Raw genomic sequence first — 15,025 nt, forward strand, 5'->3', positions numbered from 1 at the left:
AAGGGGCTTGTATAGTACAATAAATAAAACTGATGCATTCGCAGCTCCGGGCTGCTGCCTTTTGACTGGAGGCATGACCATGGACTTTAAGAATAAGAAGACAACGATTGCGCTCATCGTGTGCGCGGTCATTCTGGCGCTGATCGGCTGGCGTGTCTGGGCGAATATACAGGCGAAGAAAGCCGAGGCGAACCGAAGTGGCAAGGAGAAGGTTGCTGTCGTGACGGCAGCTTATCCTGAGCGGAAGACGATCGTCCCGAAGTTCCGCTTCTCAGGGACGCTTGATCCTGTCTGGCAGGCGGATGTCGCCGCCAAGGTGGACGGACGCATTGAACAGGTGCTCGTCAATGAAGGCGACGCCGTCAGTGCGGGCGAGGTCCTTGCCATCCTTGACCGGACGGATACGGATGCATCGCTCCTCAATGCCAAGGGGCTCTACGCGGATGCAAAGACGGATTATGAAAAAGCGCAGGCAGACCTTGCGCGTTATACGAAGCTCTATGCGGCAGGCGCTATTTCCAAGGAAAGCCTCGACAACAAGCAGTTTGCCTTAGAGAATGCGAAGGGCAAGCTGGATGCAGCACAGGGAAATCTGAATTCCGCAGATTCCCAGGCAGGCGGCACGAGAGTCACGACGCCCCGTCCGGGCATCATCCAGAAACGGTACTACCAGGAAGGCTACTATGCCAAGGTCGGCACAGCCCTTTTCCAGATTGCAGATATTTCGACGCTCCTTGCCAAGATCGACGTGCCGGAAGGGTACGTCCAGAGCATTGCTGTCGGAAATCCTGTAGAAATCCATATCCCGTCCATGAGCGGAGAGAACAAGACGGTCCAGGGCATCATCACAAGGATCAGCCCGGTGGCGACGCTCCCGGCCCGTACGTTTGAAGCGGAAGTGTCCGTGGACAATTCAGACGGAAGGCTCCGCGGCGGCGTGTATGCCGATACGACGCTCACGGCGAATCCGAAGGACAATGCGCTGACGATTCCGATGTCTGCGATCGTCATGAGAGACGACCAGAGGACAGTCTACGTCATTGAAGACGGCCGCGCCGTGAGAAAGGTCATCACGACGGGCTACATTGGAGAGAATCTTGTCGAAGTGCTGTCGGGTCTTTCAGAGAAGGACTAGGTCATCACGGGGGGACAGAATAAGTTCAAGGAAGGCGGCCAGGTCAAAGTATCAGGCGAAGGCTGATTTCAGGGGGAGCCTATGATCGAGACATTCATCAACAGGCCCGTATTCACGACCATGTTCATCCTGGTCTTCGTGGTATTCGGGCTGTGGTCGTACCCGAAGCTTGGCGTCGACCTCTATCCGGACGTCGATCTCCCGCTCGTCGCCGTCACCGTCACCTATGAAGGCACGGCGCCGGAGGAAATGGAGACGCTCGTCACCAAACCCATAGAAAACCGCATCAGCCAGGTCTCTGGCATCAAGACGATCACCAGCACCATCCGCGAAGGATACTCCCAGACGGTGCTGGAATTTGAGATTGGTACGGATCCGAGACAGATGGCGTCCGAAGTGCGCGAAAAAGTGGCCGGCGTGAGGAAACGTCTGCCTGACGACATCGATGAACCGGTCGTTGCGCGTTTCGATTCGGCATCGAGCCCTGTCGCAACATATTCCTTTTCCTCTGATACAAGGAGCACGGGGGAAATCCGCCGCCTCCTGAATGATTCCGTCGTCGACCGCCTGCAGATGGTCGAGGGCGTGGCTGATGTCAATGTCCATGGCGCCTCCGACCGTGCGGTGAAGGTGCATGTCAATTCGGAAAAGCTCAAAGCATACGGCATTTCCTTCCAGACAATCTTAACTAAAGTCAATAATGCAAATCTCAATACCCCGGGCGGCAAGATCCGCGACGATCATAATACGATCACCGTCCGCACGATGGGCAAACTCAATACGATCGATGATTTCAAGAACATCGTCGTAGCCAATATCAATGGCAAGCCGGTCTACCTGACCGATGTCGCTGATGTCGAAGATGCTTGGGAAGACGAGGAAACGTACTCCCGCACGAACGGCGTGCCGTCTGTCCTCATGTCTGTCAGGAAGCAGTCGAGGACGAATACGGTCAATGTCATCGACAGTGTCAATGAAGAGCTCTCTTCCATTGAAAAGAGCGATCTGCCTCCGGATATCAAGGTCAATATCATCAATGACCAGTCCCGCTTCATCCGCGAGAACGTAGGGGATGTATGGAACACGATCATTTTCGGCGGGTTCCTGGCACTTCTCATTACGTACCTCTTCCTGGGAGACCTTCGCGCGACGATCATCGGCGGCCTCGCCATTCCTGTGTCCGTCATCTCGACCTTCTTCCTGATGCGGACGCTCGATTTCACGATGAACAATATGTCCCTCATGGGTCTTTCGCTCGCTGTGGGCTTTTTGATCGACGATGCCATCGTTCTTGTTGAAAATATTTTCCGCCATATGGAGCTCGGCAAGCGGCCGAAGATTGCGTCTGCCGATGCGACGAAGGAACTGATGCTGGCCATTCTTGCCACATCCATGTCCCTTCTGGCGGTATTCGTGCCGATCGGCAGCATGGGTGAGACAATCGGGCAGTACTTCAAGCAGTTCGGGCTGACAGTTGCCTGCGCTGTCGTCTTCTCGACGATCTGCGCCTATACGCTGACACCGATGCTCTCCGCCTACTGGCTGAAGCTTCCTGATGTAAATGCCAAGGGACGTCCCAAAATCGTCAGCACAATCCTTCGCAAGTTCAATTTCGGATTTGAAAGAATCCGTCTTGTCTATAACCGTTTCATGGTGTATGCCGTCGAGCGCCCGTGGAAGATCGTCCTCATTGCCGTGGCAACGCTTGGTTTCAACCTGCTCCTCATCCCGTTCGTAGGGACTGAGCTGCAGCCTGTCTATGATTCGGGCGAATTCCGCGTCAACTTGAAAGCGCCTCCGGGCGTGGGCCTTCTCCAGATGGAGGAATGGTCCAAGCCTCTGGAAGAAACGATTCTGGAAGAACCGGAAGTCCGCGTTTCCTCTATGTGGCTGGGCGGCACAAGAACGCCTGTCAATGAAGGCGGCATCAATATCAAGCTGAAGCCGCTCGATGAAAGAGACCGTTCCATGACGGAAATCATGGCAGACCTTCGAAAGAAATTCTCGGATATCGGCACGATGCAGGTCGGCGTCGTCACAAACCAGGGCGGCCGCAATGATCCGCGTCCTGTCCAGATCGGCCTTCGCGGAAGCGACCTGAAGAAACTGACAGGGTATGCGAACGATCTTGCTGAACGCATCCGTCAGGTGCCGGGTGCAACGGATGTCGAAGTCGTCGGCATCTCGCCAGAGCCTGAAATCGTCGTCCGCCTGAACCAGCTCAAGGCAAGCCAGCTGGGCCTCGATAATACGGAAGTCGGCAAAGTCGTGCAGTATGCTTTCCAGGGCAAGAGCACGAGCCATTCCTACACGATCGGAAACGATGATTACGATATCATCCTCCAAATGGGAAAGGACGACAGAAGGACGCTTTCCGATGTGCAGAACCTTCGCGTCTCTACGACGAACGGCACCTTTGTCCGCCTGGGCGATATTGCTGATGTAACGCTGTCTTCGGGTCCGACCCGTATCGACCGCGAGGGACGCCAGAGACAGATTGCTGTTTATGCGAATGCTGCCGGCATTTCTTCCGGCGAACTGCTGAGTGAAATCCAGAACAAGATCATTCCGGATATGAATATGGAGATCGGCTACAATTACAAGCTGATTGGCGACTCGGACATGATGGGCCGCGTCTTCAAGGAAATTGCAAAAGCCGTCATCCTTGCCATCATCCTCATTTACATGGTGCTTGGCGCGGAATTTGAAAGCTTCCGCCAGCCGCTCGTCATCATGATGAGTCTTCCCTTCGCGGTCATCGGTGCGGTGCTTGCGCTCCTTCTGGCCAATCAGACAGCAAACATGATGTCCCTCATCGGCTTCACGATGCTGCTCGGTCTTGTCACGAAGAACGCCATACTCCTTGTCGACTATGCCAACCAGGCAAGAGACAGGGGCAAGGACGTGAAGTCTGCCATCCTTGAAGCATGCTCGCTCCGTCTTCGTCCGATCTGCATGACAACACTCTCGACCATCCTCGGCATGCTCCCCGTAGCCCTCGGCCTTGGCGCCGGCGCAGAGCTCCGCCAGTCCATGGGCGTCGTCCTGATCGGCGGTCTTACAACCTCGACACTTCTGACACTCGTCGTCGTGCCATTGATTTACCTTTTGACAGAACGTCACACAAGGAGAAATTTGAGTGACGAAAGTACAAATCAAAAAACACAAAATAGATGATTTTTAATAGCAAAAACGCATAAGCGATATAATAAAAATAATAAAATTTTATATAATATAAATGAAACGTATATTATAACCCGTGGGGTATCTGAATACATACCTATAATACGAGATGTATTAATGTTTGGTGGAGGTTATGAATGATGGAAATCATGATAAGAAAAGGGAAAATAGACGATGCCGCGGATTTAGCGGGCGTTGAGGCTGCATGCTTTCCGCCGGCAGAAGCTGCCACGGCTGAAGAAATCGCTGCACGCCTTTCCGTCTATCCTTCCCATTTCTTCCTTCTTTATGCGGATGGAATTTTGACCGGCTTCATTGACGGTATGGTGACAAATGAGAAAGACCTCCGGGATGAGATGTATGCCGATGCCTCCCTCCATGATGAAGAGGGAGACTGGCAGATGATATTCGGGCTGAATACGCTCCCGTCCTATCGCAGGCTCGGGCTTGCCGGCCGCCTCATCGAAGCCATGAAGGAAGACGCGGAAAAACAAGGCAGGAAGGGAGTCGTCCTCACCTGCAAAGAGGAGCTCATTCACTATTACGCAAAGTTCGGATTTAAAAATGAGGGGAAATCAAACTCCTCCCACGGGAATGTCACCTGGTACCAGATGCGTCTCACCTTTTGAGAATATAAGAATTGACCGTGTTGACAATAACTCAATTTAGGAAAAATTAAATTTGTCAACGATCAAAGGGCAAGATGCAGGATATCGCGTGCAAAAGGATTTCAAATAGTATAAAACCAATCTATACCCCGCTACAAGAAAACGTGAAACATATAATAGATAGCTATGTTTTGGCGGTTTTTATCCGCTGTGAATAAATCGTATATTTTTCTTCCTATAGCGCGTTCGATGTTTTATAATATATACAGAATACTTATATACCAATCATGCAGGAGGTACGCATGAAATTTCGTTGTGTATGGAGCATCGTGCTAATACTTGGCCTGGCAGCAGCCGGGACGCAGGCAGAAGCGGCGGGGGACAGGGCAGTGATTGCTCATTCCGCTTACGATCTGGAAGAAAAAGGAAATCAGGAATTCAGCACTCGTTCACTCTTCACAGAAGACGGGACGGGAAAGCAGGAGACTACGTTTTTCTTTAATGACGGTTTCGGCCGTCTGACGGAATTTCATGAGTACACAGAAGGCGCGAGGATGTTTCTGATCATCCGGCAGAACATGAACGTCGTCTGGCAGGGAAGCTGCCGCGTCACGAATCACCGGTTCTCCGTCTACAGAAGAGAATCGAATGGACGTGTTTATTTTCAGATTCGCATGGGTGAACATGAGTATTCCGCTGAAATCGGCCGCGATGACCGGTGGACCGTTACGGAAGGCGGTCTTCCCGTTGCCTCGGATCCCATAGAATTATCTTGGAATGCCTGACAAAAAGCCGGGCCCGGTGACAGGGGACTTCATGACAATCGTGAAATCCGCCTTTTCTAATTCGGGGGATCGTAGTATAATAATTGCAATTGTTTTTTAAGAATGAGTTGCATGACTATGAACCAGGACGCATGACCGGATACCTATCCTTATGGAGCGTTAATCAATAATCGACAGGGTGAGAGCTATGAAGAAACAGATTCATTTAAGAGCGGAAGATCTGGACAACAGCGACAAGCTGGGGCTGACTTACAACCTGGGGCAGGCGCACAAGCGTATGCTTCTCCGTCAGTCGGGCATCATGAAGAAGTTCGGCCTGACCGCACGTCAGTCACTGATTATCGCTTACCTTTCCACGCATGAAAAAGATGTCGTCACCCAGAAGACGCTGGAAGAACATCTTCACCTGACGAATCCGACCATTACTGTCATGGTCAAATCCATGATCGACAACGGTCTGATCCGCAAGGAACGCGTGCCGGAAGATGCAAGAAAGTACAGACTGTACATGACCGAGAAGGCAAAACAGGTCGAAAAGGCAAGCCTGCAGGCTGCCAAGACACTCGACCAGTCCTTCTACGAAGGCGTATCCGAGAGCGATTTGAAAGTTTTCAAAGGCGTTCTTGGACAGATTATGAAAAATCTGGATATGGTTTGATAAGAAGCGAGAAAGGGATGCACACGATGTGGTGCATCCTTTTTTATTGCTCAAGATGTAGTTTCATTTTCTTCGTTTTGCTGTATAATGAACGGAAAAGCCCCCTATAAGGGAACGGAGGTTACAATGAGAAAACCAATCGTGGCCGTTACGGCCGATACACTTCTGGCTGAAATGAAGCCAATCAATCAGAAAATGGCAGACTATGCGCCGAGGCCTTTGATCGACGCGCTGGGACGCAATGGATTCCTTCCTGTGATCCTTCCATACAATGACTATGCCGAAGCAGAAGAACTCATCGGCACATTCGATGCGCTCGTCCTTCCCGGCGGCCCGAATCCGACGCCGCGCTTCTACCATGAAGATCCGATCTGGAGCATCGGGCCGACGTATGAGAAGAGAGACCAGTTCGAAATCGACCTCATACAGGCATGCATCAAGGCAGGAAAACCAATCCTTGGCATCTGCCGCGGCCTGCAGATCCTGAACGTCGCTCTGGGCGGCACGCTCTGGCAGGACATGCAGTCGCAGAATTCAGGCGCCTTTATCCAGCACATGCAGAAGGCACCTGGAAATATCGCGACGCACTATATCGAAGTTGAAAAGGATACAAGACTGATGGAAATCTTAGGCGAGGGCCTCTACGTCAACTCCCGCCACAGAGAAGGCATCAAGAAACTCGCCCAGGGCCTCCGCCCGGCCGCAAGGACAAGAGACGGCGTCATCGAAGCCGTCGAGAGCGAAGAAGTCGACCTCATTGCCGCCGTCCAGTGGCATCCGGAAAACATGGACCCGGAAACCATGGATCCCCTCTTCCGCGCCTTCATGGACAGAGTCCTGAAACATATGGGCATAGAAGAATAAAAGAAAGGGCAGTGACGAAATGTGCAAGCATATCGTCACTGCCCTTTTTGTATTGAAATATCCATCAGCCTGCGGGAAGCTGTCCCCGTTAGGGGAAAGTGGCGCGAATGCGCCGAAAGGGGGGGAGGGGGATTTACGAAAGGTTTCAAACAAATAAGGTTGAGCTCTTTCTTTTATTCCTTGTGAAGCTGTCTCCGTTAGGAGAAAGTGGATCGTATACCGATTGACTCTATATTAATATCGGTACTGGCTCAATTGTTTTGTACGGGCCGAAAGAGGTGAATTTTCTAAAAGAGGGTTGATTATGCATTGGACTTTAAAATGCAAAAAGGTTCCGCGAGCGTCAGCGAGGTTTTGTGGTTTTCATCCAGCACAAATATATATGTGTTGATATCCTCTAAGGAAATAGACCAGCATAAAAAGGGCCGCAGCAGGATGATTGCACATTCTGCTGCAGCCCTTTTTCATTTCCTTTACATCCCTGCTTTATTATATTATATATAGTAGATAATAATTAGTAGATAATAATAAATAAAGAAAGTCCGCTTTTAAAGAAAGTCCGCTTTCATCAATCAGAAAACGAAAATAATGACGGGGAGGTTATGGGATGAAGGATTCATCAACTTTCAGGACAAAGAAAAAGAGGACCGGTTCGCGCCGGTCCTCAAAATAAAACAAAGGAAAAGGGATATAAGGAGTGAACCTCTTACGTGAGAGTTATAAGAGGCTGCTAATTGTGAGGACAAATCAGGATCCGTACATCCGGATTTGCCTTCAAAGAGAGTATATCATATAAGTTTCAATTTTGAAAATATATTTCAATTAGAATTTGATAAGAATTATCAAAATTACATTGCGTGCTATGATTCTATCGGAGAAACGGCGTTGGCGAATATGAGAAAAGGCAAATAAAATCCGATGTTCTCTGTCTTTTTCGGAAAAGAAATTTAAAAAGCGTATGCTTTACTCATTTCTCTTGACCGCGCTCTGTGGTAGAATGGACTTGAAATGTCTTTTTTTAGGAGGTGTTACGTTGTTCGCTTATGCGTTCACGTTTCTTGTCGCGCTTGCCGTCACGTTCGTACTGACGCCTGTCGTGAAGAACTTCGCCATCCGCATCGGAGCCGTAGACAAGCCTGACGCCAGGAAGGTGCATCACGGGCTGGTACCCCGGCTCGGAGGCCTTGCGATTTATGCGGGCTTCATGGTCTCTGCGATTACGACGATTGGTTTTACGTATGAGATGGTCGGCATCATGGCCGGTGCCACGTTCCTGATCATTGTCGGCATTGCGGACGACGTCGTTTCCCTGCGCCCGAAGGTCAAGCTTCTGGGGCAGATCATTGCGGCAGCGATTCCTGTCGTGATTTTCAACATCAATATTGACTGGATCAATGTGCCATGGCACGGCATCGTCTACCTGCCGGCTGTCATTTCCATCCCGCTTACGATTTTCTGGATCATCGGCTTCATCAATACGGTGAACCTGATCGACGGGCTCGATGGCCTTGCTGCCGGGATTGCGACGATCGCATCCATTGCCATCGCCCTTCTTGCTTTCCAGATGGGACAGTGGACAGCAGCGGCAGCCATGGTCGCCATGACCGGCGCATGCCTTGCATTCCTGCAGTACAACTTCAATCCGGCTAAGATCTTCATGGGAGATACGGGTTCGATGTTTCTGGGATACATCATTGCGGCCGTTTCCGTCATGGGATCTATGAAAACAGCGGCGGCTGCCGTCCTGATCGTTCCGCTCGTTGCGCTTGCCGTGCCGATCACGGATACGCTTCTTGCCATCGTCCGCAGGAAGAGCAGCGGCGTTCCGATTTTCTCACCGGATAAGAACCACCTGCATCACAGGCTCCTTGCCAAGGGCCTCAACCAGAAGCAGGTCGTCCTCATCATGTACGCGCTGACCGCCTTCTTCTCCTGCATTGCTCTCGTTGTCATTCACCTGAGCCTCTGGGCAGGACTTGCCATCGTGGCAGCTGCACTCATCCTCTTCATCCTCTGGGCGAGGAAACTCGGGGTCATGAAGGAAATCGTTCCTTCTCCTTACCAGATGAAAATGAAGAAGGAAAAGGAAGAAAAGGATAAAGAATCCAAGTCGAAAGGGCCGGAAGAAAAACCGGCGCTGAAATAAATCCGGGAGACCGGAATCAAGGGAGATAAGGGATATGTTAAAGGTAATGACGATATTCGGCACAAGACCGGAAGCCATCAAGATGGCACCCGTTGTCAGGGAACTGCTGAAGCATGAAGAAATTGATACCAAGGTCTGCCTGACCGCCCAGCACAGGGAAATGCTCGATCAGGTCGTCGACCTTTTCGGACTGCCTGTCGACTATGATCTCGACATCATGAAGAGCGGACAGTCTCTTTATGACATCACCGCCCGCGTCCTCCGCGGTCTGGAAGATGTACTGAAGAAGGAAAAACCGGATTACGTCCTTGTCCACGGCGACACGACGACGACCTTCACGGCCGCTCTTGCCGCTTTCTACCAGCAGATCCGCATCGGACACGTCGAAGCGGGCCTGCGTACAGGGAATCTTCTTTCCCCATTCCCCGAAGAAGCGAACCGCCAGCTGACAGGCGTCCTTGCTAATGTGAACTTCGCACCGACGGAAACAGCCCGTCATAACCTTCTTCGTGAAAACAAGAACGATGATTCCATTTTCGTAACAGGCAATACCGTCATCGATGCGCTCCTTACGACCGTCAAGAAGGATTACCATTTCGAAGATCCGGAAATTGAAGCCATCGAAGAACACAAGAGAGTCATCCTTGTGACGACGCACAGAAGAGAAAACCTGGGCGACCCGATGCACCATGTCTACAGAGCGCTCCGCCGCCTTGTGGAATCCGTGCCGAATACCGAAGTCGTCTTCCCGGTCCACAGGAATCCGCTCGTACGCGAAGCTGTTTCCGAAGAACTCGAAGGCGTTCCGGGCATCCATCTCGTCGACCCGATGGAATATGAACCATTCACAAACCTCATGGCGCGCGCGGCCATCGTCCTCACCGATTCCGGCGGAATCCAGGAAGAGGCGCCGAGCCTCGGGAAACCGGTCCTTGTCCTTCGCGACACGACCGAAAGACCTGAAGCCGTCGAAGCAGGCACTGTCCGCTTAGTCGGTACGGATGAGGAAAAAGTATTCCAGACGGCGTACAAGCTTCTTACCGATGAAAAAGAATACAAAGCAATGGCAGAAGCCGTCAATCCATATGGCGACGGCAAATCTGCAGCACGCATCGTTGATTATTTACTTTGGAAGGAAAGAATCAGCGACAAAAAACCTATGAAATTTATAGCCAATAAAGAATCATTATGATATACTGAAACAGTATAAATAATTTTTTGCGTCTTGTTCATTACTGAAGGGGCGCAATTTTATGAGATAATCCCGTTCCGGAGCGAATATGGATGAGAAGCCGAAAAAGAAAAACAAACCTGTTTCTGATTTTGATGCTCTCCATAGTATAGCTGTAGCTACGGGCGCCGGATTCACACTGCTGTCGTCGATCGGCGTGGGCGTCTGGCTTGGGCTTAAATGTGATGAGTATTTTGGCACGAAGCCCTTCAGATTGATTGTTCTGTCCATTGTAGGTGCCGCCAGCGGACTCTGGTCCGTCGTGAAACAGATGCTGGGGAAATAAACTGAAAATGAACTGTGATTCTGCATTTCCGGATTACACAAAGAAAATTACATATCTTCTGCTGGTTCTCGCCGCTGTTGGCGGGATCGTCACTCAGTTGATCTGGGGGTGGCGGGTTAGTGTCGCTTTTTCGCTGGCGGCTCTTTTTCACGCTGCCTTTTTCCTGTTTCTTAGAAAAATGTATCTCTTCTGGACAGAAACCGGCAGAGATAACTTATTCATCGGCCGCCGCATCGCGGGATTTGCTTCCGGCCGGTTTTTCATTGAAATCCTGCTTTGTGTTCTCGTCGTGGTATTCACGCCGCTGAACATTTTAGGCTTTTTAGCTGGCTTACTATCACTGGTGGCTGCAACCTATTGGGAGCGGATCGCCAGTGCTATTAAGGAATAACTGTTTTTTCTTGACATTCCAGTAAGAGAGAGGGGGTGAGATTATGCATCTTCATACAGGTACGCATGCTGTACAACAGTTGCTTGGGATGCAGGTCAACATGGACACCATTTTTACAACATGGCTGACTGCACTCATTGTTTTCCTTGTTGTCTTTGCCGCATCCCGCGGAAAGAGACTGGTCCCGACCGGAATTCAGAACTGCGTTGAAATTCTTGTTGAGGGCCTGCTTTCCCAGTTCGAAAAGAACGTAGGACCTAAGTACAGACAAGTCGTGCCGGCTCTGCTGACGCTGTTCCTGTTCATCTTGACAGCTAACCAGCTCGGGCTTCTGCCGACGGAACATCTGACAGCATCACCGACCAGTGATATCAATACGACACTGGGACTGGCGCTGGCAGTCACGCTCCTCATTCACGTCCTGTTTATTGCCAATCAAGGCGTTGGGAAATGGATCAAGCACTTCTTTGAACCGTTCCCCGTATTCGTCTTCATCAATTTGGTAGAAGAAATCGCAAGACCAGTTACACTGGCTATGCGTCTATTCGGCAATATTCTGGCCGGCGAAATTCTTTTGGAACTGCTGTACGCTCTGTGCCCCTGGCTCATACCGATCATCTGGATCGCATTCAGCGTCTTTGTAGGGTGCGTACAGGCGTATATTTTCACGACATTGTCTTCTGTGTATCTGAAACATAGTTTGTGATCGTCCATGGCAGCGCCGTCTGCGTAAACCGGTACCTATTTTGTTTAACACGGCGCCGTCCGTCCAAACGGTACTTAAAATCATCCGGATGACCCGGAAAATTCAAATTATCCTCAGGAGGAATTAATCATTATGGAACAGGCCATTATCGTTCAGTATTCTCTTATTGCAGCAGCAATCATCTCTGGATGCGCATCTATTGCAGCAGCATTCTCTGACTCCCGTGCAGCAAGCTCCGCTCTTGACGGCATGACCCGCCAGCCTGAAATGGCAGGCTCCCTGTTCACCAACATGCTCGTTGCTATCGGTCTGATCGAATCTATTCCGATTATCGCTATCGTCATCGCTATTGTCCTCGTATTCGCTAACCCATTCCTTGGATGATAATTCATAATGATTGAGTTATTTCACTAAGGAGGGAGCTCATTGGTAGACATTAACGGTACACTGCTGATTCAGATCGTTAACTTCCTCATCTTTGTTGCCATTTTGGGCCATTTCTGCTACAAACCGGTCATTAAAGTGCTGGACGAACGCAAGCAGCACATTAAAAATGATCTGGATTCTGCTGCAAACAACAGAGCAGATGCTGAAAAGCTGAAAGAAAGCTATGAAGCACAGCTCCGTGACGCAGAAGTCAGAGCACAGGAGATCGTAGACAAGGCAGTCAAGGAAGCCAAAGTACAGGCGCAGGCACAGATTGACGAAGCACATGCAGCTATTCAGAAGTCCAAGGACCAGGCTACCCAGCAGATCGAAAGAGAACGCAAGGACGCTCTCGAAGATCTGAAGGCTCAGGTAGCTGACCTTTCCTGCGAAATCGCTGCTAAGATCATCAGTAAGAACATGACACCGGACGCAAACGACCGGCTCATCGCAGAAAGCATCGCTAAGCTGGATGCTAAAAAAGCGGGTAAATAATCATGGATAAGAACGTAGTTCTTGCAAGAAAATACGGTCGCGCCATCTATGAAATAGCCGCTGAACAAAACAGCCTTGAAAAAACTGGAGAAGAGCTTCATTTAATCTCTGATACCATTATGGGAAACGATGAACTGAAGCAGCTTCTTTTCCATCCTCTGCTTGCGAAGGATGTCAAGAAAGATACATTAAATAAATTATTTGCAGATAAGGTTCAGCCTGTAGTTCTGCAATTCTGCTATGTCGTCATCGACAAAGACCGTTTCACCGATTTCCCGGCAATGGTCGACGTCTATGCGGCTCTGGCTAATGAAGGCATGGGTATTGAAGAAGCAGTGGTTACATCCGCTCTTCCGCTCACCAAGACCCAGGTCGAAGCCCTGAAGGCAAAACTTTCCGAAATCACCAGAAAGAAAATTGTCATGAAGCAGAAGGTAGACTCGGCGTTGATTGGTGGTTTTACCGTCCAAGTAGGCGATCGCCTGATCGATGGATCCGTGGCTAGACAGCTGCAGACTTTGAAACATATTATGAAACAAAGAGATTGAGGTGACTTCTAGGAAATGAAAATCAGTTCAGATGAAATTACATCTGTCATTAAAAAACAGATTGAAAACTACAAAGTAGACCTCAATGTCGATGAAGTAGGTACGGTTCTTGAAGTCGGCGATGGCATTGCCCATGTGTACGGCCTTCAGAATTGCATGGCCGGCGAACTGCTCGAACTTCCGAACGGCGTATACGGCATGGCACTCAACCTGGAAGAAAGCAACGTAGGTGCCGTTCTTCTGGGTCGCTCCGAAACCATTAAGGAAGGCGACGTTGTTAAGAGAACAGGTCACCTGATGCAGGTTCCGGTAGGCGATGCAGTTATCGGACGCGTAGTAAACGCGCTCGGACAGCCAATCGACGGCAAAGGCGAAATCAAAACCGACGAATATCGCGACATTGAAATCAAAGCTCCGGGCATTGCTGACAGACAGCCAGTTAATGTACCGCTGCAGACAGGTCTGAAATCCATTGACTCCATGGTTCCGATCGGCCGCGGCCAGCGCGAACTGATCATCGGCGACCGTGGTACTGGTAAGACGGCTATCGGCATCGATACCATCCTGAACCAGAAGGGTCAGAACGTTATCTGCATTTACGTATCCATCGGACAGAAAAATTCCAACGTTGTCCGTGTATATGAAAAATTGAAACAGGCCGGCGCTATGGATTACTCCATCATCGTTCATGCCGGCGCATCTGAAGGTTCCCCGATGCAGTACCTCGCACCATACTCTGGTGTATCCATCGCTGAACACTTCATGCATCAGGGCAAAGACGTCCTCATTATTTATGATGACCTCTCCAAACACGCAGTAGCATACCGCGCAATGTCCCTGCTGCTCCGCCGTCCGCCAGGACGTGAAGCTTATCCAGGCGACGTATTCTATCTGCACTCCCGTCTGCTGGAACGTGCTGCCCGTCTCTCCAATGAACTGGGCGGCGGCTCCATCACCGCACTGCCGATCATCGAAACACTGGCAGGCGACGTAGGCGCATACATTCCGACCAACGTTATTTCCATTACCGACGGCCAGATTTATCTGGAAACTGCACTCTTCTATTCCGGTATCCGTCCGGCTATCAACGTAGGTCTGTCCGTATCCCGTGTAGGTGGTTCCGCACAGATCAAAGCTATGAAACAGGTCGCAGGTACCCTGCGTCTGGATCTGGCACAGTACCGCGAACTTGCTGCATTCGCTCAGTTCGGTTCCGACCTGGACGCTGCAACCAAGGCACAGATTGACCGTGGTCAGAGAACGACTGAAATCCTGAAACAGCCGCAGTACACCCCATACCCGGTCGAAGACCAGGTACAGGTCATCTACGTAGCAGTTAAAGGCTACCTCGATGATGTTGCAGTTGACGAAGTCGTTGATTTCGAACACCGCATCCTTGCATTCCTCCACAGCACCCATCCGGAAATCGGAGAAGATATCGTGAAGAACAAGAAGCTGACAGAAGCAAACGAAGAGAAACTGAAGGCAGCTATTCTTGAATTCAAGGAACGTTACGCAGCTACAAAATCCCAGGATAAGTCTGAAACGGTAGAGGGGTGATCT

General features: G+C 50.4%; 15 protein-coding genes. All 15 read left to right on the top strand.

The window, feature by feature from the left end:
• Positions 1-79 precede the first annotated feature (79 nt).
• Entirely contained in the window at positions 80-1,135 is a 1,056-nt protein-coding gene (locus OIM03_02900) for an efflux RND transporter periplasmic adaptor subunit (protein ID HJI73222.1), read from the top strand.
• A gap of 81 nt (positions 1,136-1,216) precedes the next feature.
• A complete protein-coding gene (locus OIM03_02905; protein HJI73223.1) occupies positions 1,217-4,312 on the top strand; it encodes an efflux RND transporter permease subunit in 3,096 nt (1,031 codons plus the stop codon).
• A gap of 143 nt (positions 4,313-4,455) precedes the next feature.
• Positions 4,456-4,947: a GNAT family N-acetyltransferase gene (locus OIM03_02910; GenBank protein HJI73224.1), complete on the top strand. Its 492-nt coding sequence runs from the start codon at positions 4,456-4,458 to the stop codon at positions 4,945-4,947.
• A gap of 281 nt (positions 4,948-5,228) precedes the next feature.
• Entirely contained in the window at positions 5,229-5,711 is a 483-nt protein-coding gene (locus tag OIM03_02915) for a hypothetical protein (GenBank protein HJI73225.1), read from the top strand.
• Between the two features lie 187 nt (positions 5,712-5,898).
• Positions 5,899-6,369 (top strand): MarR family transcriptional regulator, encoded by a 471-nt coding sequence (locus OIM03_02920; protein HJI73226.1) that lies wholly within the window; start codon positions 5,899-5,901, stop codon positions 6,367-6,369.
• A gap of 126 nt (positions 6,370-6,495) precedes the next feature.
• A complete protein-coding gene (locus OIM03_02925; GenBank protein ID HJI73227.1) occupies positions 6,496-7,233 on the top strand; it encodes a gamma-glutamyl-gamma-aminobutyrate hydrolase family protein in 738 nt (245 codons plus the stop codon).
• A 1,033-nt stretch (positions 7,234-8,266) separates the two neighbouring features.
• Positions 8,267-9,379, top strand: a complete 1,113-nt coding sequence (locus OIM03_02930; GenBank protein HJI73228.1) for an undecaprenyl/decaprenyl-phosphate alpha-N-acetylglucosaminyl 1-phosphate transferase — start codon at positions 8,267-8,269, stop codon at positions 9,377-9,379.
• Positions 9,380-9,413: 34 nt separating this feature from the next.
• The gene (gene wecB / locus OIM03_02935) at positions 9,414-10,571 is read left to right on the top strand and encodes a UDP-N-acetylglucosamine 2-epimerase (non-hydrolyzing) (GenBank protein ID HJI73229.1); all 1,158 of its coding nucleotides are present in this window, start codon (positions 9,414-9,416) and stop codon (positions 10,569-10,571) included.
• An 88-nt stretch (positions 10,572-10,659) separates the two neighbouring features.
• Entirely contained in the window at positions 10,660-10,896 is a 237-nt protein-coding gene (locus tag OIM03_02940) for an AtpZ/AtpI family protein (GenBank protein ID HJI73230.1), read from the top strand.
• Between the two features lie 7 nt (positions 10,897-10,903).
• Positions 10,904-11,287 (top strand): hypothetical protein, encoded by a 384-nt coding sequence (locus OIM03_02945; GenBank protein ID HJI73231.1) that lies wholly within the window; start codon positions 10,904-10,906, stop codon positions 11,285-11,287.
• Positions 11,288-11,330: 43 nt separating this feature from the next.
• Complete coding sequence (atpB, locus tag OIM03_02950) at positions 11,331-11,993, top strand: F0F1 ATP synthase subunit A (protein HJI73232.1); 663 nt, start codon at positions 11,331-11,333, stop codon at positions 11,991-11,993.
• Between the two features lie 132 nt (positions 11,994-12,125).
• Entirely contained in the window at positions 12,126-12,377 is a 252-nt protein-coding gene (gene atpE / locus OIM03_02955; GenBank protein ID HJI73233.1) for a F0F1 ATP synthase subunit C, read from the top strand.
• A gap of 42 nt (positions 12,378-12,419) precedes the next feature.
• The gene (atpF, locus tag OIM03_02960) at positions 12,420-12,914 is read left to right on the top strand and encodes a F0F1 ATP synthase subunit B (GenBank protein HJI73234.1); all 495 of its coding nucleotides are present in this window, start codon (positions 12,420-12,422) and stop codon (positions 12,912-12,914) included.
• A 2-nt stretch (positions 12,915-12,916) separates the two neighbouring features.
• A complete protein-coding gene (locus OIM03_02965; GenBank protein ID HJI73235.1) occupies positions 12,917-13,462 on the top strand; it encodes a F0F1 ATP synthase subunit delta in 546 nt (181 codons plus the stop codon).
• 15 nt (positions 13,463-13,477) lie between these two features.
• On the top strand, positions 13,478-15,022 hold the full coding sequence (gene atpA / locus OIM03_02970; protein HJI73236.1) for a F0F1 ATP synthase subunit alpha: 1,545 nt from the start codon (positions 13,478-13,480) through the stop codon (positions 15,020-15,022).
• Positions 15,023-15,025 lie beyond the last annotated feature (3 nt).

Source organism: Veillonellaceae bacterium (assembly GCA_025992895.1).
Taxonomy (GTDB): Bacteria; Bacillota; Negativicutes; order Veillonellales; family Dialisteraceae; genus Dialister.